Below are 22,598 nucleotides of genomic sequence, written 5' to 3'. Positions count from 1 at the left end.
CCGGAGGGCAGTCGGAGCACGCCCGGCGCTGTGGGGTCCCAGGTGGTGGTCATCTGTGGTCAGGGCCGCCGCGCCCGTGCGGGTGGGCGTGCCCGTCCTCCTTTCGGTTCGGTGTGTGGGGTTTGATCTCAGCGGTCGCGTTACCGGTCATCGGCAAGCGTGATGACCTGCGTATCGGCGTCGCTGATGTCGGGTGTGGCATCGGCTCCGTGGCGGCCGGCGAGGAATCGCGGGGCCCACCAGTTCGCTTCGCCGAGCAGTCGCATGACGGATGGCAGGACGACCGCGCGGATGATGGTGGCGTCGATCAGGATCGCGGCGGCGAGCCCGACACCGAGCTGCTTGAACTCGACGATCGACAGGGTGGCGAAGATGCAGAAGACGGCCACCATGATGATCGCGGCGCTGCTGACCGTGGACGCCGACGAGACGATGCCCCGCTCGATCGCCTGCCGGGTCGGTACGCCGCGCTGAACCGCCTCGCGGATGCGGCTCACCACGAACACGTGGTAGTCCATCGAGAGCCCGAAGAGGATGACGAACAGCATCAGCGGCAGCCAGGACACGACCGCGCCGTTGGAGGTGAACCCGAGCAGGTCTTCGGCCCAGGTGTGCTGGAACACCAGCACCAGCAGTCCGTACGAGGCGGCCACGGAGATGGTGTTGAGCAGGATGGAGACCAACGCCACCACCACCGATCGGAACGTGGCGAGCATGACCAGGAACGTCATGCCGAACACGAACGCGACGACCGGCGGCAGCGCCGCCGCCATGCGGTCGCGGAAGTCGGCATCACTCGCGGTGCGGCCAGCCACCGCCCACTCCGTGTCCGGGACGGTGCCGACCGTGGCCGGCAGCAGTTCGCTGCGCAGCCGGCGCAGCGACTGCGTCGCCTCGCTGCTGTCGCTGGCCCCGGCCACGCGGATGGTGGCCAGGAAGACGGTGCCGTCCGCGGACCTGCGCACCGTCGGGGGGCGGTCCTGGGCGAACCGGCTGTCGCCCTCGATCCGCGTGGCAAGATCGGCGAGTTCCTGCTCCACCGCCGGTCCGTCCGCGACGCCGGTACGGACCGCCACCACATGGCTGGTGCCCAGCTCGCTGCTCGGGAACGCCTGTGCCAGGCGGTCGTAGGTGCCCAGGATCGGGATCGAGCGGGGCAGGTCGGTGGTGGTCGGCCGCTTGAGGTTCATCTCCAGTGCCGGCACGGCGAGGAGCACCAGCGCCCCGGCGGAGAGCACGAACGTCACCAGCGGCGCGCGCAGCGCCGGTCGCAGGACCAACGACCAGAACCGGCTGCGCTCGGCCCGCTGGATCCGGCGGCCGAGGAAGGGCACCCGCGGCCGGTCCACCCAACGCCCGAGGACGACCAGGATCGCCGGCAGGACGGTCAGCGAGCCGACCACCGCCACCCCGACGACCAGGATCGAGCCGGTCGCCATCGAGCTGAACGTGTTGTCGCCGACCAGGAACAAGCTGGCCATGGCGACCATGACGGCGACGCCGGAGACCAGCACCGCGTGCCCCGAGGTGGCGGCCGCGATCTCGACCGCGCTGCGATGGTCCCGCCCGCGGGCTCGCTCTTCCCGTTCGCGCCGCAGGTAGAACAGCGAGTAGTCGACACCGACGGCCATGCCGATCAGCAGGATGATGCTGCTGACCAGTTCCCCGGCCGGAAAGATGTGCGAGGCGAACTGGGACAGTCCTATGGCGCCGGCCACGGCCGACAACGCCAGCACGACGGGCACTCCGGCGGCGATCAACGCGCCGAAGCTGAACAGCAGGATCACCAGCGCGACCGGCACGCTGATCAGCTCCGCCTTGACGAAGTCCGCCGCCAGTGTCTCGGTCAGCGCCTTGCCCAGGGACGCCGATCCGACCTGTTCCACCCGCAGGTCGGGATGCCGCTGCTGCGCCTGCCCCGTGGCCTCCAGCAGCGATCCGACCCGTGCGTCGGCGTCGGTCGCCGAACCCGCCATCTCGACCTCGACCAGCACCGCGTCACGACTGGGCGAGGTGACCGGGTCGGCCACCTTCGCCACCTCGGGCAGCGGGCGCATCCGCGCCGACAGGTCGGCCGCCACAGCCAGGGCCCGCTGGACATCGAGGTCGCCGCTGCGCGCCGTGATCAGGACACTCTCGGCCGCCGGAGCCTCCGGGAACGCGCCGGCCCGCTCGATGCGGTCCGCGCGGGCCAGTTCCCCGTGCAGGCTGTCCTGGGTGGTGGCCTTCACCGTGCCGACCAGGCTGCCACCGACCACACTGGCCAGCACGAAACACAACCAGGCGGTGATCGCGAGCCAGGGATGGTTGGCGCTCCACCGGCCGACCCGGGTGGCGAACGGCGTGCGGACGGCCTGCCGCCGGCGACGCCCCACCGGTGCGGGGTTCGCGGTCCCCGGCATCATCGGTCTCGCTCCGACCAGCGCGGGGATCCGTACCTGGTGCCGCGTGCGACGTGGGCCGGGTGGTCGGTGCCGAGGTGCCCGTGCCGATCGGCACGGCTGTCCGACCGGTACGGTTCGGGCTGGCTCGGCGTCAGTTCGCTCTCCGTCGCCGATCGCCTGCGCATCTTGATCATGCGGGAGACGACGAAGTACCCCACGGCGAGCGCGCAGACCGCGATGACGACCTTCTGGAACGCCCCCGCGTACGACTCGACGGCGTGCCAGTTCTCCCCGAGCAGGTAGCCGGCCATCACGAACACGGTGTTCCAGATCAGACTGCCCAACGTGGTGTAGAGCAGGAACGGAACGATCGACATCCGCTCCACCCCGGCCGGAATGGAGATCAGACTGCGGAAGATCGGGATCATCCGCCCGAAGAAGACCGTCTTGCCCCCGTGGCGGGCGAACCACGCCTCAGTCCGGTCGATGTCGCTCAGCTTCATCAGCGGCAGCCGCACCGCGATCGCGCGGACCCGGTCCCGTCCCAACGCGACGCCGACGTAGTACAGCGCCACCGCGCCCACCACGGAACCGATCGTGGTCCAGGTGATCGCGGCGAGCAGGCTCATCCTGCCCTGGCTGGCGGTGAACCCCGCCAGCGGCAGGATCACCTCGCTCGGAATCGGCGGGAACAGGTTCTCCAGGGCGACGGCCAGGCCGGCGCCGGGGGCACCGAGCCGCTCCGTCAGGTCGGTCACCAACCCGACCAGACCACCCTGGGGCGGATCGGATTCCTGGGCCAACCGGCCAGCGTGCATCGGCACCTGCCACGTACGAATCATGCCGATGACGCTATGAACCCGACGCGGCCCGGACCATGAGGTCGACCGCCGACCTCAGCAGGCCGACCTCAACCGTCGGGGTGCGGAAAACCACACCCCGCACCCCGACGGCTGATGACGCGTGACCGCCCCGCCGAGCGGATCACGACAGGCAGTTCCGTTCCACAAGGTCAGCGGTCGCGATCCGACGCGCCGCCGCTGTCCTCATGCACCTGCGGGTGCGCACCCCGGCCGCATGAGCTGAGCGGTCATGACCGTCACCGGTCGATCTCCAACGGGCCAGGCGGGCGGGCCGCCGGCACCCGACCTCGGTCTTGGCGGGCTCCACCGGCACGTTGGCGGATGCCATCAGCTACCCGGCCATCGCTGCGATCCCCCGGCCCCTCATCGCTTGCTCTCCGGGACCAGAAGATCGTCGCGCCCAGCATGCCGGCGGCCAGCAGGGTCACCCCGGTGACGGTCACCGCCTTCGTCAGGCCACTCACGTCCGGCCAGAGGAAGGCGGCAATGTCCAGCAGGAACGCCGCGGACGCGACCACGGTCAGCGCGGCGGCGACCCGGTTGAGCCGCCCGTCCAGCTGTTCGCTGCGCCGCGAAGACTCGGCGAGCAGCGAGGCGTTCACGTGGTTGAGCAGCTTCTCCGCCCGCTCATGCGTGCCGTCGAGCCCGATGGTCTCGCGTGCGGCGATGTACGTGGCGCGGTGGTCCTGACCCGATTCGACCCGATACGCATCGAGCCGGTGGTAGTCGGCCCAGACCCCGTCGAGGAAACGACGAAATTCTGGTCCCTCGAGCCGTCCGGCAGTGGCCTGAGCCAGCTCGGTCAGGATCCGGAGCCCGCCGACGCTGGCACCGACCAGAACCGACTGCTGAGCGACGGCGATGTCGGCGGGTTCCAGCATCGTCAGGATGTCGTCGATCCGGTCCGGGGACGGATCGTCGTCCCAGGCGTAGGTGTATGGCAGCAGGATCCGGCAGCGGCGGCCCAGCACCAGGTTCGGCACTCGACCGTCCGGCTCCCAGGCGGGATCCCGGGTGATGAAGTGGCAGTTGTACCGGACGGCGCGAGGGTCGACCTCCGTCCAGTCGGCGGCCTCGGCGCCACCGGGCGGTACCACCACCTGCGCGAAGACCCCGGACTGCTTCGCGGCTGCCAGCACTTCCCCCAGCAACGCGCGGTCCGCCTCGCGCAGCTCGCGGTTGATCGTCGCGTCCAACGCGGCCAGGTCGTGCGCGTCGAGCGTGCGCAGATCGGTCGTATGCCGCAGGGCGTACGACACGAGCACCCCACCGGCGGCGAGGATCCGGCTCCGACAGCTGACGATCGTGATGTCGGGCAGGCTGACCGCGGCCTGGACGATCTCGGTGAGATCGAAGTCCAGCGTCTCCTCGGCGTTGTAGGCCACCGAACCGAGCACTCCCGGGACGGGCCGAAGCTGGCCCCGCCCGGGCAGCACGACCCGTTCCACGGTGCGGTCGATCGAGGTGTAGTGCAGGGGGTAGGCCCTGGTCTGGATGTGCAGTACGTCGCTCATAGCTGCCCAGCCACCGCCACGTGCTCCGGGATCAGCTCGGTCTCGGGCACGACGACCTCACCGAGGTACCGGCGCTGGAGGTCCTCGGGGCTGTGGTTGTCCACCCGATCCCCCACGATCGCCGAGAGATCGCCGGTCGTCAGGTAGGTGGCATCCTCCGGCACCGACCGTCTCCGGAACCATCGGCGCTGTGCTGCCAGCACCGGATGATCCGCCGCGGCGAGCGGCCAGTAGCTGACCACCGTCAGGGACTCCGGTCCCACCGAGACCCCCAGTCCGACGACCGCCCGAGCCTCATCCGGCGGCAAATAGAAGATCAGCCCCTCCGCCACGTATGCGACGGGCCGTCCGGCGGCGAACTGCCGGATACGGTTCAGCAGATGCTGACGTGCCTGCGGATCGTTGAGATCCGCCGCGACGTGCTCGACCTCTCGTTGATCGAGCACCCCGGCGGCCCGCAGCTCGGCGGCTCGTCGCCGCTTGGCCGCCACGATGTGGGGCAGATCGACCTCCATCGCCGCGGCGAACGGCAGCAGCCACGGGTATGAGGAGAAGCCCGCGCCACACACCACCAGCACCGTGTCGCCGCGCTTGTCCAAGGCCTGACTCAGGGTATCCAGAATGATCCGGGCACGCAGCGACACGACCAGGTCGTCGTGGGGATACACCGTTTCCGCGAACTCGTCCCACAGATCCCGGACCGCGCCGCGCTGATCGTCCGCGATCCACTCGCTCGCCAATGGATCGGCCGCGAGATTCTTCCGACGCGCTCGCGATTCGTTGACCAGGTATGCGGTAAGCCCTACGTCGTTCTGCACGTCCACATAGAACCATGGACGATCACACGCCGGCGATCTGGCCGTTGTCAACGCGGGCTGGGGCTGGGGATCGGCTCGCCGGGGTTGCTCGGGGTGGGGCTGAGGACCGGCTCGCCAGGCCCGCTCGGGCTCGGGATGGGCTCGCCAGGCCCGCTCGGGGTGGGGCTGAGGGCCGGCTTTTCGGGCCCGCTCGGGCTCGGGACCGGCTCGTCAGGGTTGCTCGGACTGGCGGTCGGGGCGGGGTTCGCCGGCTGTGCCGGTCGGCCATCGTTGCCGCCGCTGTCGGCAAACCCCATCGGCGTGGCGATCACTAGGGCAGCCAGCACGACGGCCGCACTCGCCGCCACGGTGTTCCGGCGACGGTTGCGCGCCCGCCGTTCCGCCTTGCTCAGTGGGTCCTGCACGGTCGGTGCCTCCTCGGCCAGCTCGGAGAGGTTGGAGCGGAGTAGGTGTTCGAACGGATCAGTCATCGCTGCAGCTCCAGCAGTTCCGTGTGCGGCAGGAGTTGGCGCAGCCGGGTGATGGCGCGGTGGGTCCGGCTGCGAACCGTCCCGACCGAGCAGCCCAGCAGCTCGGCGACCTCGGCCTCCGGCAGATCCTCGTAGTAGCGGAGGACCACCACTGCTCGCTGCGTCGGCGGCAACTGCCGCAGTGCGGCCCGAAAGGCCAACCGGAGATCGGTTCCCGCACTCGGATCGCACACCACCAGGTCGTCCGCACTGATCGGTACGTCCCGGCGGCGACGCAACCGTCGCCACCAGCTGACCTGCTCCCGGTACATGACCGCCCGCAGGTACCCCTCCGGATCGGAATGGCGAATGCTCCGCCATTTCGGGATCGTCTTGGCCAACGCCGTCTGGAACAGGTCCTCGGCGCTGCTCCGGTCACCGGTGAGCAGGTAGGCGACCCGCACCAGGACCGGTGCACGGCTGGCCACGAACTCGGCCAGCAGTGCCCGATCGTCGTCTTCCACCCGCCAACCTCGTTTCCTCGTTCTCACCGTTACAGACGCCTGACGACCGTGCGGCTATCCCGAAGCCGACGAGATCTTCAGGAGAGTGCGCCTCACCCGGGCCGGATGCCCGACGGGAGACCCCAGCGGGAACGGGCACTGTTGGCGGCGGCCGGTATGGTGACAGCGCCGCCGGCCGGCCAGTGGGGCAGGTCGGCGAGTAGTTCGGACCGGACGAACGATGGGACGGTCGCAGCGATGGGCGACGGGGCGCGCAGGGCGAGGGTGCGGTCCGAGACGGCTCCGGAGGTCCGGCGTCCTGGTCCGGTCGCGCTCGCGCTCCGGCCCTTCGGCTACCTGATGGTCGGGCTCGTCTGGACGGCGCTCTCGGCGGTGGTCCTCGCGCTCGGGCCGGGGGTCCTGGCCTTCCTGGTCTGGTCCGACGTCACGGGCGCCCTCGGCGAGGTCGAGCTCCTCACCGGGGGTGTCGCGGAGGCGCTGCACCGCCCAGGGGAGTTGATCGCGATCCTCATCGTGCTCCCGGTGCTCGCGCTGCTCTGGGGTGCCGGTGTGCTGTGGATGCTGCCGTGCGCGTCGCTGCCCCTGATGCTGCTGTCGTTCACCTTCGTGGGCCGGTCGCTGCGCCCCTCCTATGCCGGCGACGCCCTGTCGTTCACGACGTGGGGGGCGCGCGGGAGCACCATGGGCGTCACGTTGACGCAGGTGTCCCTGTCGCTCCAGCCCGTCGTACGCTCCCGGTGGACCGACACCCTGATGCGGTTCTACCTGGAGGGTTGGGCCGTCAGCCTGCGGTCGATGATCGCGGCGCTCCCCGCGGGGTTCGGCTGGCTGGCGGCCGTCCTCGCCACGATGGAGGACCTGCCGGCGCCATTGCGCGTGCTGCTCGCCGTCGCGGCCGCCGGCCTGGTCGGCTGGTCCGCCGTGCTGCTCCGCCGGCGCTGGCTCGCCCGGTTCCATGGCGGGTCGACCGGGCGGACGGAGCGCCGCGTCACCGACCTCTCGGCGGACGAGCGCAGGCGCCGTCGCCGGGATCTCGAGAAGCGTCGGGCGGCGCGCCTGTCGGGCCGCTGAGCACGGGAAGCGCTCCCCCATCGCCGTTCCGACCGGCGCTTCAACGCGGCTGCCGCTGAACGGGCTGGTCTGCCGCTGTCGGGCTGCGGACCGGCGGCGCGAACTGACCCGGGTGCCGTTGAGTCGGTAGGTTGTCGATCATGGTGGACGTGCGGCTGGAGCCGATGACCGAGGATCAGTACGGGCCGTGGCGGGCCGAGGCCGAGGCGCACTACGCGCAGAGCGTCGCCAGGTTGGGCCAGTCGGCGCAGGAGGCGGCGCGCGACGCCGCCGACACCTACGCGCAGTTGCTCCCCGCCGAGTTCGCCACCCCTGACCACCATTTCTGGTACGCCTACGACGGCGACCGCCGGGTCGGTTTCCTCTGGGTCAAAGTCACCCGCGACACCGCGTTCGTCTACAACGTCGCCGTCGAACCCGACGTACGCCGGCAGGGCTACGGCCGCGCGATCATGCTGGCCGCCGAGCGCTGGTGCCGCGACAACGCGCTGACCAGAATCGGTCTGCGCGTCTTCGCCCACAACACCGGCGCCCGGGCCCTCTACGAGCAGTTGGGCTTCACCGAGACCGCCCGCAACATGGCCAAAGACCTGTGACCTCAGACCGCTCGACTCACTGAGCCGTCGGCAGGGTCGGGTGGTCGGTGGGGTAGATGCCGATCGCGAACCCGTACATGGTTTCGCCGGACCTCGGCATCCGGTCGAACTCGTCAACGAGTTCCGCGATCCGGTCCCAGAATTGAGAGGCCTGATCCTCCGAGATGCGCGCATGCCGGATGAAGCCCCAGAGCTTTCCCTGCTCGAACGCCGTCGCGGACTCGCGGGCGGCCACCTCGAAGTCGTTGAAGTCGCCCGGCATCTGCTCGCCAGCGGGGGATGGCTCCGCCGCCACGTAGAACATGCGCGCGGTGCGCCCGTAGAAGCGCTCCTCGATCGCCCGCACCTTCCGCGTGCGCACCACCCGGAGCAGGCCGTTGCGGGTGAGCACGTCCACGTGGTGCGCGACGGTGCTCTTGGGGCGCTCGACTGCCTCCGCCAACTCGGTCACGGTCGCGGCCCGCTCGTGGAGGAGCTGCAGGATCATCGTGCGGAGCGGGTGGCCGATGGCCTTCACCTGGTCCGGTCTGGTCAGCGCCATCCGATCGGCTAGCTCGTAGTCGGGGGGGTTGTCGGCCATGGCGTAACAGACTAGCATCGCGGAACGTTCCAGAAATTTCGATCGTTCGCGAGGAGTTCAACGCCGTGACCGAGGTGCTGCTCTACCACCACATCCAAGGCCTGACCGACGGGGTCCGGAGCTTCGCCGACAGCCTGCGCCAGGCCGGGCACACCGTGCACACGCCGGACCTGTTCGACGGCCGCACGTTCGGCAGCATCGAGGAGGGGTTCGGATTCGCTCGAGAGTTGGGACTCGACACGATCCGGGAGCGCGGCGTCGCCGCGGCCGACGAACTCGGCCCCGGGCTCGTCTACGCCGGATTCTCCTTCGGCGTGACGATCGCCCAGCGGCTCGCGCAGACCCGGCCCGGCGCCCGCGGAGCACTCCTCATGGATTCCTGCCTCCCGGTCTCGGAATTCGGAGAGACGTGGCCCGAGGGCGTGCCGGTGCAGATTCACGGCAAGGAGGGCGACGACTTCTTCGACGAGGACCTGCCGGCCGCACGCGAGCTCGCCGGCTCCACGGCGGCCGCCGAGCTGTTCGTCTATCCCGGCGACCAGCACCTCTTCGCCGACTCCTCGCTCGATGCCTACGACCCTGAGGCGGCCGCGCTGCTCATGGAGCGGGTGCGGGCATTTCTCGCCGCCGTCTGACCGTCACGGCCCGACTCATATGGAGCGAGGTCCGGTCAAGGGCAGGGTAAGGCGCCCGTCCCGGACGACCGCTCATCGCCATGACAGGACGTTGGTCGCGGCCTTCAATCGGGTTGCGGAGTCGACCGGATCGCCGGCAGCTTGGCTGACCAGGGCATTTGCGTGGTGGGGCGGGCGGGACTCGAACCCGCGACCGAGGGATTATGAGATCAAGATGGGCGATCCGACGACCTGGGCACCTGTGCCTCTACCAGCGGAAACACCTCTCGACATCTCTCACTACTCCCCCGCCGTCCGCCGACCTCTTGCGGACTGGATGCGGACCGCTAGGACCAGGCGCGGCCTTGGGATTAGAAGAAGATCGCGGCGGCCTGCTGGGAGGCGCTAGCTCAGAGCGGCTGGCGGCGTCTGGGGATGTCGGCCTGGATCGGGTGGCTTGGCTGTACAGCCATCGGCGTCCGCACCGTGGGCCTCGGCGCTGGTCGCAGAACTTCAGCGGTACAGCTCGCCGGGGTATGAGTCCAGCTGGCCGCTGTTCCGCTTCACCATCAGGTGATATTGCGGCCTTCGGTGCTCAGCTAGTCGGTGGTCCTCGATCCAGATCGTCTCGCCGGCTTGGACCAGGACAGGGCGCTCGGGCACGAAGTTGTGCCACTCAGTGATCAGCGTCAAGCGGTCCGCCTGCTCAGGCACCCCCCTGTACGGCCCCTTCATGCTGGGACCGATGTATCGGCTCTTCTTGCTCATGTGTCCCCCAGTCGGTCGCCCGTCCGTCCGTCCGTCCGTCACGGTGCCACACGGTTTAGGAAGTGTGGACACGGGCGGAAGCTACTCCTCAGTGAGCTGGCCTGACCTGCGCCGCCACCCTGGCTGTCACGTCCAGGAGCTGACCGCCGGTGACCGCAGTCGTCCACACCAACGGGCAACAGCGGGCACGCACTCAGCAGGTTAAGCCAGTTCCTCGTCACTGAGTTCTTGCGGCGTAGCGACACGGATCTGATCCGGGGCGACGAACATCAGTTTCGAGTCAATGCTGACCATCCAGCCTTCTTCGGTAGTCCCGTCATCGTTCACGTAGGTCGTGGGGGCGAAGGTCGTGCCCCGGGCACCGGTGTCCTTCACGATGATCGTGTCACCCGTCATGAAGTCCTGTGCGCTAGAACGCTGATGCCACCTTGCGATGATGTCGTCGCTGGTCAGCTCAAGGTCACCCGAGCCGATGCGTCGACCAGCGACCTGGTACTCCATGACGTAGTAACCATCCGTATCGGTGTTCAGGGACACCACAAAGGGGTGCTGACCTTCCTGCACGAGCTGGACGAGGCCATCGGCAGGTCCGCCCACGTAGTGCACCATCTTCTGAGGCATCTGAGTCCCTTTGTCCACTTAGGCTTATCACCCGCTGCTCGCATGGTACCGAGGTTGGGTGCTCGGGAATCGCTGCCATGCTGGCGGATGGTCAGCTTGGAAGGACGAGGATCACCGCCCGGAGATGCCCGGAACGCCTGCTCGTGGCAGGCCCGTGGGCCACGGCTCGTGCCCGCCCGTGGCCGCTCGGGGCACCCGCTACTGGCACGTGGATGGCACGCTTACCGGTCATGACCGATGCCACGTCCGCAGCGCCGGTATTCGGCACCAACGCCGACGCCTGGGTCACGCCAAGCATGGTCATCGCCATGGCGGCCTTGGCGTTCACCATCGCGTCGTTCTGGTGGATGAACGTCCGCCGGGGTTCGCTGAGTGCGCATCGCCCGCACACGTTCGCAGCCGCTGTAGCGCCCGACAAGGTTTTGATCAACCTGCCGCTGGTTTTCCACAACGACGGGGCGGCACCGATCGTCGTCCAAAACCTCCGGCTACGGCTAGAACGTCCCACCGGGCAGGCAGCCAAACGCATCGGCGGTGGCCAGAATCGCCCGTGGAACAAGCTAGAGGTACCCGAACCTCTACCGATCACCCTGTGGTGGCGTGGGACCAGATCTGAGGTGCAACCCCGCGAAGGGCACCGGCCGCTGCCCGCCGCCTTTCCGGTTGCCGGTAGGACAGCCCTCACGGCGTTTATTGAGTTTGGGCGCGAGCGCGAGTCGGACGGGCTGCCGCTGGATTGGCTCGGCGGTCCGTGCACGGCCACCGTTGAGGTCAAGATGGCGCACCGCAGACGCTGGGTTGACCTGTCGACGTTCGATCTGCATACAGAACGAATCGACGTGCCGAACTACATCGCATGGCCGAACGACCAGACCTGGCGTCCGTGAGGCTCAGGACGGGTCGGGCTGGCCGGATTCGAACCGACGACCTCTTCGTTCTGACGGCGGTCGGCGCCGAGAGGGGCTGCCGGCGGCTGTCGCTCGGTCGCGACGGTCGGGAGGCGTCCCGCGGCTCGTTCATGGAACCCACAACCGAGTGTCCGCTGACCTGCTGGTTCTGGCGTTTCCTTCGCTCCCGACGGTCGCTCCTGCGACCAACATGTCAGACCTGGTCGACCCATCAACCGATGCGTCAACTACAGACCGCCCATAGAGTGATGTCCGTTACTGGCTTACACCATCGGACCGGCAGGGAGCAGCCCTTGCTTCGCGAGTTCATCTATGTCGATGCAGACAAAGTCCGGTCGCTTTTGGCTCAGTTGGACGGCGGCGTCGCCGAAGAGTTGAAGGTCACCGAAAAGGATCAGGGAAATCTGACGGGAGGGATTAGGAACGTCGCAAGCCGGGAGAAGGTCTGGGGGACCGAGGAAAGCACCCAACGCTCTTTGGCGGATGCTGTCTTTCCATCACTAGAGGACGCCCTAACTACGCAGGGATACCTTGAGGATGTCTCGAACGAGCTCAGGGATATGGATGGGGAAGACTTTGAGGAGTTTCAGGAGCGCTTTCCCCCTGGGAGTTTCGTAAGAGTTACTGGGCCAGCACGCCTCTTTGATGCCCGCTACGTTGCGCGAGCCTTCGGCGGTTTTACTACAGCCGCTGCGGGCGTACTTAATCTGCAAGGTTCGGGGAGGGAGCAACGGACGCCCGGCAAAGGCAAGTCCAAGCAGCGGCCCAAGCAGAGAGCGGTGTCAGCTGCCGCCCAGTCTGACGAGCTAGAGAGCCTGATCCCTGACTACGACTCGTCGGCTACGTCCTTTATGCAAGGACTCGAAGCAGACGATTTGCGTTCCATGGTCAAGCTTGCTCGGGGCATGTTCTATCCGGGTCTCCACCTAGCGATGTCTCCAAGTGAGCATGACGATGGTCCGACCATTACTGCACGCCTGCAAGAGGGGCGCAGGTTTTTGGACAGCGAACCCGACGTGTTGTTCGCTAGGTATGGCGTGCAAGAGCAGGACTGGACAATCGTGGGAACGATCGGTTCATATAGCGCTGACCCTGACTTCGATTTCGAGGTTCCGGAGATGGCGGGCGACAAGGGAATCGAGCGACCGAAGGTAGTAGCAGCAATCAACGATCTCTTGATGCTCTTGGGCAGCCTCGGTCTGGCAGATCACCCACAGCATCCGGGATTCTCGTTGGTTCCCTTCGGCGTCTACCGACCGATCCTGCCTGCGACCGGTAATGACGTCGCCACACGCACGGATGGTGCAGTCGTCTGACCTGGACGGTCCTGCGATCTCCTCGTCGGGCAGTCGTAGACCTTCCAGCCTCCCCGGACGGGGACAAGGTGGAGCGCCCTACCGGACGAGTCTCAATCGCGGCTGTCAAGCATCGCGGTGGACGGTCCGCGACGGCCTGGGGATTAGAAGAAGATCGCGGCTGGCTGGTAGATGTACCCTGCCGCTGCTCAACTGGTCTGCCGCTGTCGGGCTGCGTCGGCTCTAGCTGAGTGGCTTGGCTGTACGGATGGCTGTACGGCTCTTGGATGGAGGGAGGGGACTGGTGCGGGGCGCGTACGAAGGTGACCAGGTAACTCTCACATTGAGCCGCGGTGAGGTCGCCGCCTGGCGGCCGTCTTGGCGGAGGCGACTGCTGGTTCCTCCCGTGCCGAGTTCTTCATCCGGGTCGGCTGTTCGCGGCCCAATGTTGAAGCGCTCGTGCAAGCGCTTGAGTCGCTGGCAGCAGATAGATCGACTAGCTTCGAGACCGATCTGGCGGCAGGGGTGGAGCGAGAAGAGAACCCACCTCGGCCGAGGCAATGAACGCGCACCGCCAGTTTGGAAGTGTGCGCTCAGGCGGTCGCGACGCCCGAAACGCCTGCGGGCGGCGGCCGGTCCGGTTGCGTCTCATGCCCTCGTGCCCGCTGCGCGCCACGGTTACTGGCCCACGGATGGCCCATGCTGGCCTCCCGGTGAGAAGAACATCAGGGGTGGCTGGTCCGGCTTTGCACGCCTGGTCAGCCTGTCCGTCGTTGTCGGGCTTGGTCGGCGTCTGTGGATGGCCTTGGCTGTGCGGGCGGCTCTACGGCCGGGCGGCCTGCTGGTGTGAAGAGACTTAGGCTGACGTCCATGTTGCGGAGCATGCAGTGATCGACCTGGACGAGCACAATCACCAGTCGGCGAAGTCGGGTACCCCCGCCCATGATCGCCTCGTGGTCAGACGCAAGGCGACCCTGCGGCTCGTTGCCACCTTCGTGGTCGGCGTTGTGCTTGGCGGCTTCGGTGTCAGCCAACTGCAAGACTCGCGTGAACAGCGCGAGCGGAACGCCGTGGTCGCATTCGTGGCCTTCCCTCAATCGGCCGACTCTGGAAGCGCGGGCTCCGAGGGATCCGTCCGACTGTCCGGGTATTTGGCGTTGGCCAACGCTGGCCCCGGGCCGATCACCATTCGTGGGGTTCATGCAGAGAGGCCGGGTGTCGTGATACGCAGCATCGGATCACCCCGGCTGTTACCCCCTGGCAGCACCGGTCAGCTCGCGGTCGAGCTGTGGTTCGAGTGCTCGGTGGAACGCGTCCAGCGAGAGCCGCTGCCGCTAGGTTTGTCAGTCGAGACCGATGACAAGCGGGGCCGAGAGGTCAGCTACCCCGTCGCTCTCGTAGGAAGCGACTGGGAGCGCGATGCTCTGAGCAAGTGCTCACGCCTAGGCACGGTGGGCTGACGCGTAACAGACCAAGGCCAAGCGTTGAAGCGGATCTCCTCGTCGGGCAGTCGCCAGACCGTCCGGCCTCCCCGGACGGGGACAAGGTGGAGCGCCCTACCGGACGAACGACCTTGGCCCCGTCCGGGGAGGCCGGTAGCCCTGTGGTGCCCGATGAGGTGATCCGCTCCCGGCTGATCTCTGAGGAGGGCCGGGGTTCGGGGCGGAGCCCCGAGGTCTTCTGATCGTGTCGTCCGTCAACGTGGCCGGCCCGGCCGATGCCGGCCGGAGGTCGCCAGCAGGCCGGGGCCGGGCCGGCGCGGCCCGCTTGCGGGCCGCCTTGATGAAGACGGCACTCGCCCGCGGTGAGTGGGTCGATCCGGCTCTCTCGCGGGTCACCGTTGGTGACTGGGCCGCCCGGTGGTTCGCCAATCAGGTGCAGCTCAAGCCGTCGACCCGCCAGCGGTACGCCAGTCTCCTGCGGAGGCAAGTGCTCCCGGTGTGGGAACGCGTCCCGCTTTCGGCAGTCACGCACGCCGACGTTGGCGAGTGGGTGCGCCGCATGACGCAGGCCGGTCTTGCTTCGTCCACGGTTCGGCAAGCCCACCGGGTGTTCTCGCTGCTGCTGGCTCTGGCCGTTCGGGATGGCCGGCTGACTCGCAACGTCGCGGCCGGTGTGCGCCTCCCCCGCGTTGGGCGCGCCGACAAGGTGTTCCTGTGACGCACGCCCAGGTGGGCGAGCTGGCAGCGGCGGCAGAGCCACACGGGCTGATCGTCCGCGTGCTGGCCTACACGGGGCTGCGCTGGGGCGAGTTGGCGGCACTTCGGGTGCGCCGGGTGGACCTGGTGAAGCGTCGGTTGCTGGTGGCGGAGTCAGTGACTGAGGTCAACGGTCGGGCGGTGTTCGGCACGCCGAAGACGCATCAGCGCCGGTCGGTGCCGCTCCCCCGGTTCTTGGTGGAGCCGATCGCCGCACAGGTCGCCGGTCGTTCCGGTGACGAGCTGGTGTTCACGTCCCCGGCCGGTGAGGTGCTGCGCAACAACAACTTCCGTCGCCGGGTCTTCGACCGGGCTGCGGAGTCGATCGGTCTCGCCGGCCTCACTCCGCACGAGCTGCGGCACACGGCGGCCAGTCTGGCGGTGGCCGAGGGCGCCAACGTCAAGGCGGTGCAGCGGATGCTCGGGCACGCCTCGGCGGCGATGACGCTGGACGTGTACGCGGACCTCTTCGAGGGCGACCTGGACCAGGTGGCGGACCGCCTGGACCGGGCGGCGGCTCGTGCTGCTGCGGACTCAGTGCGGACTGAGGGTCTCGGTCCGAATCTTGACGCGGTTCGTCCGGGTCGTCGGCACCCTGCCTGAGCAGGGCGTTTTGCGTGGTGGGGCGGGCGGGACTCGAACCCGCGACCGAGGGATTATGAGTCCCCTGCTCTAACCGGCTGAGCTACCGCCCCGGCACCGCGCCGGATCCTATCCCGGCCGGTCGATGACCGGCCAGCACGAACCGGCCCGGTCGCTCATCGGCGTCGTCGGCGCAGCAGCACGATGGGCAACGCGAGGATAACAGTGAGCAGCCACCCCACCACGACGACGCCCCACAGCCAGCCCTCGCCCTCGGCCGTCTCGGTGATGAACATGCCGAGGGTGAGCAGGGCGGTCAACCCGCCGACCGCCAGCGCCGCCAGGCCGCTGACCACCATCAGCGGGATCTCCCACCAGGACCGCGCGACCGGCTCCCGGCGGGACGCCGACTCGGTCGCGCGGGGCTGCGGGATGCGCTCCGGGTCGCGGGCCGGCATGACCACCTGGCGGTCCGCCGGCACCTGCGAGTCGATCACCCGGATCGCGCCGGGGTGCAGCTCGAACATGGTGGGCTCGATGCGCATCGAGATGGCGTCGGACCCGATCAGCTGCCGGGCGCCGTCCGGCCAGGCGAGCAGCACCGCGCAGTCGGCGTACGTGACGGTGAGCGGGCCACCCGGCCCGACGTAGCTCACCCCGTCGACGCCGACCCGCAGCTCGCCGTCGCCCTCCCGCTCCCGGTACGCGGTGCCGTCGACGATCCGCTCCGAGCACGTGGGTGCCTCGACGAACCCGGCCCAGTCGGCGGTGTTCCCCTCCGGCACCATCAGCAGCGCCGATCCGGCCACCTCCCAGGCCACCGCGTGCAGGTCGGCGACGGTGACCGCCTTCAGCTCGGCCCGGTGCTCGTCGATGGTGAGGTTGCGCTCCCCGGTGAGCACGTTGCAGGCGTACGCCGGCAGCCGGGCGGCGTCCACCTCGGCGGTGCCGAGCAGGTCCTCCCGCTTGGCCACGCAGGAGTCCAGGTCGCTCTGCTCGATCCGGCCGACCCGGAGCTTGGCCAGGGTGTCGATGAAGCCGCCGAGCACCGCGTCCTGCTTCTCCGGCAGCGCGTCGGCGAGCGCGCGCAGGCTGGCGTATCCGTCGCCACGCGGGTCGTAGCCGGCGGTGGTGGTGTAGGAGAGACCGCCCTCCTGCCGCAGCGCCCGGAACAGCTCGCGCTCCAGCACGTCGGCGAAGAGGCTCGCGGCGGTCGAGCGTCGCACCACCGCGTCGAGCACCACCGCCCGCGAGCCGCTGACGAAGTACGCCGGGGTGCGCGGCAGCGCCGACGACGCGGCCGGCACCGGGTGGCGTACGCCGGCCGGCAGCGCCAGCCGCAGCCCGGCGGGCACCCGGTCGCCAGCGATCCAGAGCACCGCGTTCTCCCGGGTGAACCAGCGGGCGGCCCACTGCCGCAGGTCGTCGCCGGTGAGCGCGCCGAGCCCCCACTCGGGGTAGCTGGTCAGGCCGAAGTCCCGGGCGCCGTGCCGCCACAGCGGCACCGCCTCCACCGGCGAGCCGCCCCGGTTGCTCCACTCGGTACGCAGGATTTCCTTCTCCACCTCCAGCCGGCCGGTCGGCAGTTCGGTCAGGTTGGCGCAGACGGCGGTGAGGAAGGTGGCGATGTCCTGCTCGGACCCCTGCATGTGGAAGGTGGTGAAGACCGGCGAGGTGGCCCCGTTGAAGTGGTAGTCGGCCATCCCGAGCGGCGCGAGCGCCAGGTGTTCCACCAGGTGGGTGATGCCGCTGCGGGCCAGCGTCTCGTCGGCGGTGCCGACCCGGAAGGTCAGCCCGGCGCGCATCGGCCCGCCGGTCGGGGCCAGCAGGGTGGGCACCCCGTCCACGTCCAGGTGCTGGATCATGCCAGGCCGCCCTTCGCGTACGCCTTGTCGCGGAACCGCTGGAACTGCTTCGTCTCGTCGCCGTCGATGTAGCCGAACATCGCCTCGTGGCCGAGCGGCCCCATGGCCTGGAACTGCTGCGCGGCCGCCGGCCACTCCTCCATCAGGCAGAACGCCATGGCGAAGGTGCTGCGGACCCAGAGCCAGCCCCAGCCGTTGCGGAAGTCGGGGTGCCAGATCGACCGCTGCGCCGCCTCGTGGATCTCCCGGCTGACCTGCGCGCTGCGCAGGTGGGCGCCGGCCTTGCCGAGGGTGTCCTGGTCCAGCGCCTGCTCCAGGTGCGCCTCGACGACCAGCACCGCGTTCGGGGCGCCGGCCGGGGCCGCCGCCGCGCACTCCTGGGCGAAGCCGTGCGCCCGCTCCCAGTTGCCGCTCCACTTGGGGCAGAACTGCTGCAGCAGCGACGCCTGCGCCGGCAGGTGGTGCGGGTGGTGCTTGGCGAGCTGGTCGTAGCGGCGGCGCGCCTCGGCCTGGCCGAGTTGCAGGCCACGGGCGTTGGTGATGCGCTGCGTCCAGGCCGCCGCGTCGTCCGGGTGGCGGGCGGTGACCTCGATCAGCACCTGCTCGGCGCGGCGCAGGTGGTCGAAGAACTGGGCGAACTGCTCGCGGCTGACGTACTGGGCGCGGCGGGCAGAGCGGATCCGCCAGCCGGCTCGGATCAGGTACGCGCCGAGCAGCGTGCCGGCCACCGGGTCCTCGGGCTGCGCGGCCAGCGCCCCGCGGAGGAACTCCTCGATGTCGGTGGCGTCGCCGACCTCGCCGACCAGGACCGTGCGGCCGTGCGGGTCGGGCTCGGCCAGCTGTGCGCGCAGGGCCGGCCAGTCACGCGCGGCGAGCGCCGCGCGCACCGCGCTGACCTGGGGGTACGCCGCCGCGGCGTCGAAGTTCGGCGGCGGAAGGGGGGCAGGCATGGCGAGGATGATAAATGATCAACAACCCGCCGGGGAGCCCGCTTTCAGCCGGCCCGCAGCTGCGCCAGCACCGCCCCGGCAGCCCGCCAGCCGCTGGTCAGCGCCCCCTGGATGGACGGGCTGTCCCGGTGGTCCCCGGCCACGAACAGGCCGTCGCCGAGCGCCACCGGCTTGCGCAGCCGGCCCTGCGGTGGTGGCGCGGCGGGCAGCGCGGCCGGGATCGACACGGTGGTCAGGTGGGTCCAGTCGGCAGTGGACCGGCCGTAGAGCCGGGCCAGTTCGAGCCGTACGGCCGGCTCGGGCGGGGCCGTTGGGCCGACCACCGAGGTGGCCACCAGCTGCCGCCCCGCCGGCGCGTACGTGGGTGCGGCCTGGCTGACCACCACCGTGTTCGCGATCAACTCCCGCCGGTCGCCGTCGACGAGCATGATCGGCTCGGCCAGCGGTGGCTCGGCGGTGCTGTGGTAGTAGGTCGTGTAGCTGTGCATCCGTACCGGTGGCAGGTCCGGCAGCAGGGTGGTCGCCGCCGGCGGGTCGACGGCGACCACGACGGCGCGGCAGCCGATGTCGCCGGCCTGGGTGCGGACCCGTCCGGGCGCGACCTGCGAGACCGGGGTGTCCAGCTCGATCAGGTCGGCCGGCAGCGGGTCGGCGACGGCCCGGGGCAGCGCGGCCATCCCCTCGGCGGGCAGGCCGATCCGGCCGCGGGCGAACGAGCGCAGCACCATCGCGAACACCCGGCTGGAGGTCTCCAGTTCCCGGTCGATGAAGACGCCGGAGAGGAACGGCCGGAGCAGTTCCTCGACGATCGCGTCGGAGAGCCCGGCCCGGCGCAGCGCCGCCTCGGTGGTGGTCTCCGGCGCGGCGAGCAGCCGCCCGGGTGGCAGCGCGGCGCAGCCGGCGGCGAGCGCGGCGAACCGCAGCCGGTCGAGTGGCGAGCCGATCCCGACCAGCGCGGTGCGCGGCCCACCGGTCGGTTCGCGCAACGGGTTGACCAGCCGGTGCAGCGCGTCTCCCTTGCGCACCAGCACGCCGGGGGTGAAGTGGCCGAGGCGCAGCCGGTCGACGTCGAGCAGCGCGCCGAGTCGCGGATAGGCGGTGTTGAGCACCTGGAAGCCCCGGTCGAGCAGGTAGCCGTCGACGGCGTCGGTGGCGATCCGGCCGCCGAGCCGGTTACCGGCCTCGAGCAGCCGCCAGGGCACCCCGGCCCGGTGCAGCCGCCGGGCCGCGGCGAGGCCGGCCAGCCCGCCGCCGACGATCACCACATCGGTCTCAGCCAGCACGGCGCGCCTCCCGTTCACCGTTCGCCCGGGCCAGCCGGCCCGGCCACCACACCCGCGGCCCGATGTCGTACGCCAGGGCCGGCACCAGCAGCGAGCGGACCACGATGGTGTCGATGAGCACGCCCACCGCGACGGCCACGCCCAGTTCGACCAGGACCACCAGCGGCAGGACGGCCAGCGCCGAGAAGGTCGCGGCCAGCACGATCCCGGCCGACGTGATGACGCCGCCGGTGACCGCGAGCCCGGCCAGCACCCCGGCCCGGGTGCCCCGCCGGACGGATTCCTCCCGGACCCGGCTCATCAGGAAGATGTTGTAGTCGATGCCGAGCGCGACCAGGAAGACGAACGCGAACAGCGGGAACGACGCGTCCACGCCGGGGAAGTCAAGGACGTGCCGGAAGACCAGCGCGCAGAGCCCGAGGGTGGCGGCGAACGACAGCAGCACGGTGGCGATCAGCAGGATCGGGGCGAGCAGCGCGCGGAGCAGCAGGGCCAGGATGATCGCGATCACCACCAGGACCACCGGGATGATGACGTTCTGGTCGCGGGTGGCGGCCGCCGCGGTGTCCACGTTGATCGCGGTGAAGCCGCCGACCGCGGCGTTCGCGCCGGGCACCCGGTGCACCGCGGCCCGCAGGTCGCGGATGGTGCGCTCGGCGCCGTCGCTGTCCGGCGGGTCGGCCAGCGTCGCCTCCAGTTGCACGGTGCCGTCGACCACCCTGGGCGGCGCGGCGGGGTCAGGCGGCCCGGCCCGGTCGCCGGTGACCGGCCGGACGGCGGCCACCCCGGGCACGGTCCGGGCCACCTCGGCGACCTGCCGGGCGGCCCGCTGGTCGACCAGGATGGTGGCGGGGCTGCCGGTGCCGGCCGGGTAGTGCCGGGCGATCACCTCCTGGCCGACCACCGAGTCGGTGCGCTGGGTGAACAGGTCGGACTGGCCGAGGGTGGTGGCGCCGAGCTGGGTCAGGCCGAGCGCCAGGGCCGCCAGCAGCACGCTGGTGACCAGCCAGACCGGCCGGGCCCGGCGGGCCACGAAACCGGCGATCCGGCGCCACATGCCCTGCTCGGCCTGCGGTTCCGCCTCGTCCTCGCGGGGCCGGCGCGGCCAGAACGCCCACCGCCCGCCGAGCACCAGCAGGGCGGGCAGGAAGGTGAGCATCACCAGCAGGGTGGCGGCGATGCCGATGGCGGCGACCGGGCCGAGCGCGCGGTTGGAGTTCAGGCTGGACAGCAGCAGGCAGAGCAGGCTCAGGATGACCGTGCCGCCGGAGGCGATGATCGCCGGGGCGGCCCCCTTCCAGGCGGTGCGCATCGCGTCCCAGGGGCGGGCGTGCCGGTGCAGCTCCTCGCGGTAGCGGGCGACCAGCAGCAGCGCGTAGTCGGTGCCGGCGCCGAAGACCAGCACGGTGAGGATGCCCTGCGCCTGCCCGTTGAGCGTGATGACGTCGGCGTCGGCGAGCAGGTGGACGAAGGCGGCGGCCAGCGCGAAGGACGTACCGGCTGAGAGCAGCGGGAAGATCCACAGGACCGGGCTGCGGTAGACCACCAGCAGGATGACCAGCACCACGCAGAGGGTGACCAGCAGCAGCGTGCCGTCGATGGCGGAGAAGACCTCGATCAGGTCGGCGAGCAGCCCGGCCGGCCCCGCCACGTCGACGGTCAACCCGTCCCGGTCGCCGCCGGCGATGTCGCGCAGCCGTTCCACGGTCGTGCCGATCCGCTCCCCCTCGCCGTCGTCGATGGGCACCACCACCTGCACGGCCTGCCCGTCCTGACTGGGGATCGGCGGGGGCAGCGGGCCGATCACCCCGGGCACCTCGGCGAACCGGGCGGCGTCGGCGGCCACCCGCTGCCGGTCGGCGTCGGTGATGCCGGAGGTGCGTTCGTAGACGACCAGGGCCGGGGTGGTCTGCCGGTCGACGAACCGCCCGGACAGTTCCTGGGCCCGGGTCGCCTCGGCGTCGGCGGGCAGGAAGGCGGCGCTGTCGTTGGTGGCGACCTCGCCGAGCCGCCCCGCGAAGGGCCCGGTCACCGCGCCGACGAGCAGCCAGCCGAGCACGACCGCCAGCGCGACCAGGGTGACCCTGCCGCCTCGTCCGGACATCCCCACCCACCCAACGGTCGACGCACCGATCGACGCGCCGGAGTCAGTCGACAGCGACCATCCTGCCGGGCGAGCGGCACCGGGGTGGGCAAAACGGGCGAGGCTCACCTTTGCGGGCGGGTGGGACGTACCGGGGCTGGGGCGAGCGGTGGCAGCAGCACCGCGGGGCGAGGGCATGGAGTTGGGCCACGGCGGCCTGCAACGGCCAGGCCCGGCGGCCGTACGTCCGGCCGGAACGACGAAACGCCCGCCGGCGGTGCCGACGGGCGTCGAGTGGAGTGGCTCCCCCGTTTGGACTCGAACCAAAAACCTGCCGGTTAACAGCCGGCTGCTCTGCCAATTGAGCTACGGGGGACCGCGCTGCCCGGTTCCGGATCTCTCCTTCGCCGTGCGACGGGGACAAGAGTACAGGACTCCGGGGGGTGTTGGTCGAGGGGGTTACCCACCGATCCGGGCCGCCGGCGACCCGGACCGACCATCAATAATAAGGACAAATCGTCATCGCGGCACAAGGAGGTATGAGCGGAGAGCAGGATGGGTAGTTAGCTGCGGACAGAGAACGCAGGCGCGAGGTGGTCGCTCCCGCCGGGGTGAGCCCGACGGGACGACGG

20 protein-coding genes and 2 tRNA genes are annotated in these 22,598 nt (G+C 69.9%); 8 read left to right on the top strand and 14 right to left on the bottom strand.

Going from position 1 to position 22,598, the window contains the following annotated elements:
• Positions 1-140: 140 nt before the first annotated feature.
• The 5 genes from GA0070609_RS03800 to GA0070609_RS03775 form a co-directional block, all read right to left on the bottom strand.
• The gene (locus tag GA0070609_RS03800; protein ID WP_088992511.1) at positions 141-2,402 is read right to left on the bottom strand and encodes an MMPL family transporter; all 2,262 of its coding nucleotides are present in this window, start codon (positions 2,400-2,402) and stop codon (positions 141-143) included.
• Positions 2,402-3,226 (bottom strand): DedA family protein, encoded by an 825-nt coding sequence (locus GA0070609_RS03795; protein ID WP_088992510.1) that lies wholly within the window; start codon positions 3,224-3,226, stop codon positions 2,402-2,404. The genes GA0070609_RS03800 and GA0070609_RS03795 overlap by 1 nt, the downstream gene beginning before the upstream one ends.
• Before the next feature lie 257 nt (positions 3,227-3,483).
• Positions 3,484-4,761: a hypothetical protein gene (locus GA0070609_RS03790; RefSeq protein WP_088992509.1), complete on the bottom strand. Its 1,278-nt coding sequence runs from the start codon at positions 4,759-4,761 to the stop codon at positions 3,484-3,486.
• Entirely contained in the window at positions 4,758-5,585 is an 828-nt protein-coding gene (locus tag GA0070609_RS03785) for a class I SAM-dependent methyltransferase (RefSeq protein WP_197700211.1), read from the bottom strand. The genes GA0070609_RS03790 and GA0070609_RS03785 overlap by 4 nt, the downstream gene beginning before the upstream one ends.
• Before the next feature lie 460 nt (positions 5,586-6,045).
• A complete protein-coding gene (locus GA0070609_RS03775) occupies positions 6,046-6,552 on the bottom strand; it encodes a SigE family RNA polymerase sigma factor (RefSeq protein WP_088992507.1) in 507 nt (168 codons plus the stop codon).
• 264 nt (positions 6,553-6,816) lie between these two features.
• Between GA0070609_RS03775 and GA0070609_RS03770 the strand changes: the two genes are divergently transcribed.
• On the top strand, positions 6,817-7,623 hold the full coding sequence (locus GA0070609_RS03770) for a hypothetical protein (protein WP_157748050.1): 807 nt from the start codon (positions 6,817-6,819) through the stop codon (positions 7,621-7,623).
• 140 nt (positions 7,624-7,763) lie between these two features.
• Entirely contained in the window at positions 7,764-8,219 is a 456-nt protein-coding gene (locus GA0070609_RS03765; RefSeq protein WP_088992505.1) for a GNAT family N-acetyltransferase, read from the top strand.
• A 16-nt stretch (positions 8,220-8,235) separates the two neighbouring features.
• Here GA0070609_RS03765 and GA0070609_RS03760 read toward each other — a convergent pair whose 3' ends face one another.
• Positions 8,236-8,799: an ArsR/SmtB family transcription factor gene (locus tag GA0070609_RS03760; RefSeq protein ID WP_088997470.1), complete on the bottom strand. Its 564-nt coding sequence runs from the start codon at positions 8,797-8,799 to the stop codon at positions 8,236-8,238.
• A 65-nt stretch (positions 8,800-8,864) separates the two neighbouring features.
• Between GA0070609_RS03760 and GA0070609_RS03755 the strand changes: the two genes are divergently transcribed.
• Positions 8,865-9,434 (top strand): dienelactone hydrolase family protein, encoded by a 570-nt coding sequence (locus GA0070609_RS03755; protein ID WP_088992504.1) that lies wholly within the window; start codon positions 8,865-8,867, stop codon positions 9,432-9,434.
• 492 nt (positions 9,435-9,926) lie between these two features.
• Here the strand turns inward: GA0070609_RS03755 and GA0070609_RS03750 are convergent, their stop codons facing one another.
• Entirely contained in the window at positions 9,927-10,181 is a 255-nt protein-coding gene (locus GA0070609_RS03750; protein ID WP_088992503.1) for a hypothetical protein, read from the bottom strand.
• Between the two features lie 201 nt (positions 10,182-10,382).
• Positions 10,383-10,802, bottom strand: a complete 420-nt coding sequence (locus GA0070609_RS03745; RefSeq protein ID WP_088992502.1) for a hypothetical protein — start codon at positions 10,800-10,802, stop codon at positions 10,383-10,385.
• Positions 10,803-11,032: 230 nt separating this feature from the next.
• On the opposite strand from GA0070609_RS03745, the gene GA0070609_RS03740 reads away from it, so the two are divergent.
• From GA0070609_RS03740 to GA0070609_RS33500, 5 genes are all read left to right on the top strand, one after another.
• Positions 11,033-11,689 (top strand): hypothetical protein, encoded by a 657-nt coding sequence (locus GA0070609_RS03740; RefSeq protein WP_088992501.1) that lies wholly within the window; start codon positions 11,033-11,035, stop codon positions 11,687-11,689.
• A gap of 314 nt (positions 11,690-12,003) precedes the next feature.
• On the top strand, positions 12,004-13,026 hold the full coding sequence (locus GA0070609_RS33020; RefSeq protein ID WP_157748049.1) for a DUF6414 family protein: 1,023 nt from the start codon (positions 12,004-12,006) through the stop codon (positions 13,024-13,026).
• Between the two features lie 866 nt (positions 13,027-13,892).
• The gene (locus GA0070609_RS03735) at positions 13,893-14,465 is read left to right on the top strand and encodes a hypothetical protein (RefSeq protein ID WP_088992500.1); all 573 of its coding nucleotides are present in this window, start codon (positions 13,893-13,895) and stop codon (positions 14,463-14,465) included.
• Between the two features lie 322 nt (positions 14,466-14,787).
• On the top strand, positions 14,788-15,165 hold the full coding sequence (locus GA0070609_RS33505; protein ID WP_172899282.1) for a phage integrase central domain-containing protein: 378 nt from the start codon (positions 14,788-14,790) through the stop codon (positions 15,163-15,165).
• Positions 15,162-15,806 carry a site-specific integrase gene (locus GA0070609_RS33500; protein ID WP_197700210.1) on the top strand — a complete coding sequence of 215 codons (645 nt, stop codon included), beginning with the start codon at positions 15,162-15,164 and terminating at the stop codon, positions 15,804-15,806. Before GA0070609_RS33505 ends, GA0070609_RS33500 begins: the two co-directional genes overlap by 4 nt.
• A 15-nt stretch (positions 15,807-15,821) precedes the next feature.
• Here the strand turns inward: GA0070609_RS33500 and GA0070609_RS03725 are convergent.
• The 6 genes from GA0070609_RS03725 to GA0070609_RS03700 form a co-directional block, all read right to left on the bottom strand.
• Positions 15,822-15,898 (bottom strand) — tRNA-Ile (locus GA0070609_RS03725).
• Positions 15,899-15,961: 63 nt separating this feature from the next.
• Positions 15,962-17,650 carry a M16 family metallopeptidase gene (locus GA0070609_RS03720; RefSeq protein ID WP_088992499.1) on the bottom strand — a complete coding sequence of 563 codons (1,689 nt, stop codon included), beginning with the start codon at positions 17,648-17,650 and terminating at the stop codon, positions 15,962-15,964.
• On the bottom strand, positions 17,647-18,600 hold the full coding sequence (locus GA0070609_RS03715; RefSeq protein WP_088992498.1) for a hypothetical protein: 954 nt from the start codon (positions 18,598-18,600) through the stop codon (positions 17,647-17,649). The genes GA0070609_RS03720 and GA0070609_RS03715 overlap by 4 nt, the downstream gene beginning before the upstream one ends.
• 44 nt (positions 18,601-18,644) lie before the next feature.
• Positions 18,645-19,883, bottom strand: coding sequence for an NAD(P)/FAD-dependent oxidoreductase (locus GA0070609_RS03710; RefSeq protein WP_088992497.1), 1,239 nt, complete (start codon positions 19,881-19,883; stop codon positions 18,645-18,647).
• On the bottom strand, positions 19,873-21,987 hold the full coding sequence (locus GA0070609_RS03705; protein WP_088992496.1) for an MMPL family transporter: 2,115 nt from the start codon (positions 21,985-21,987) through the stop codon (positions 19,873-19,875). Before GA0070609_RS03705 ends, GA0070609_RS03710 begins: the two co-directional genes overlap by 11 nt.
• A 279-nt stretch (positions 21,988-22,266) precedes the next feature.
• Positions 22,267-22,342 (bottom strand) — tRNA-Asn (locus tag GA0070609_RS03700).
• Positions 22,343-22,598: the final 256 nt, after the last annotated feature.

Origin of the sequence: Micromonospora echinaurantiaca, from assembly GCF_900090235.1 — a bacterium.
In the GTDB taxonomy this organism is placed as follows: Bacteria; Actinomycetota; Actinomycetes; order Mycobacteriales; family Micromonosporaceae; genus Micromonospora; species Micromonospora echinaurantiaca.
Note: the sequence above shows the minus strand (reverse complement) of the source record. Positions and strands in the feature narration are given on the sequence as shown.

What these genes read in the sequence shown, in the direction of transcription:
- GA0070609_RS03790 (WP_088992509.1), bottom strand. Translation starts at nt 4,761, where the DNA reads ATGAGCGACGTACTGCACATCCAGACCAGGGCCTACCCCCTGCACTAC.
- GA0070609_RS03715 (WP_088992498.1), bottom strand. Translation starts at nt 18,600, where the DNA reads ATGCCTGCCCCCCTTCCGCCGCCGAACTTCGACGCCGCGGCGGCGTAC.
- GA0070609_RS03745 (WP_088992502.1), bottom strand. Translation starts at nt 10,802, where the DNA reads ATGCCTCAGAAGATGGTGCACTACGTGGGCGGACCTGCCGATGGCCTC.
- GA0070609_RS03765 (WP_088992505.1), top strand. Translation starts at nt 7,764, where the DNA reads ATGGTGGACGTGCGGCTGGAGCCGATGACCGAGGATCAGTACGGGCCG.
- GA0070609_RS03720 (WP_088992499.1), bottom strand. Translation starts at nt 17,650, where the DNA reads ATGATCCAGCACCTGGACGTGGACGGGGTGCCCACCCTGCTGGCCCCG.
- GA0070609_RS03800 (WP_088992511.1), bottom strand. Translation starts at nt 2,402, where the DNA reads ATGCCGGGGACCGCGAACCCCGCACCGGTGGGGCGTCGCCGGCGGCAG.
- GA0070609_RS03795 (WP_088992510.1), bottom strand. Translation starts at nt 3,226, where the DNA reads ATGATTCGTACGTGGCAGGTGCCGATGCACGCTGGCCGGTTGGCCCAG.
- GA0070609_RS03760 (WP_088997470.1), bottom strand. Translation starts at nt 8,799, where the DNA reads ATGGCCGACAACCCCCCCGACTACGAGCTAGCCGATCGGATGGCGCTG.
- GA0070609_RS33505 (WP_172899282.1), top strand. Translation starts at nt 14,788, where the DNA reads ATGAAGACGGCACTCGCCCGCGGTGAGTGGGTCGATCCGGCTCTCTCG.
- GA0070609_RS03740 (WP_088992501.1), top strand. Translation starts at nt 11,033, where the DNA reads ATGACCGATGCCACGTCCGCAGCGCCGGTATTCGGCACCAACGCCGAC.
- GA0070609_RS03705 (WP_088992496.1), bottom strand. Translation starts at nt 21,987, where the DNA reads ATGTCCGGACGAGGCGGCAGGGTCACCCTGGTCGCGCTGGCGGTCGTG.
- GA0070609_RS03750 (WP_088992503.1), bottom strand. Translation starts at nt 10,181, where the DNA reads ATGAGCAAGAAGAGCCGATACATCGGTCCCAGCATGAAGGGGCCGTAC.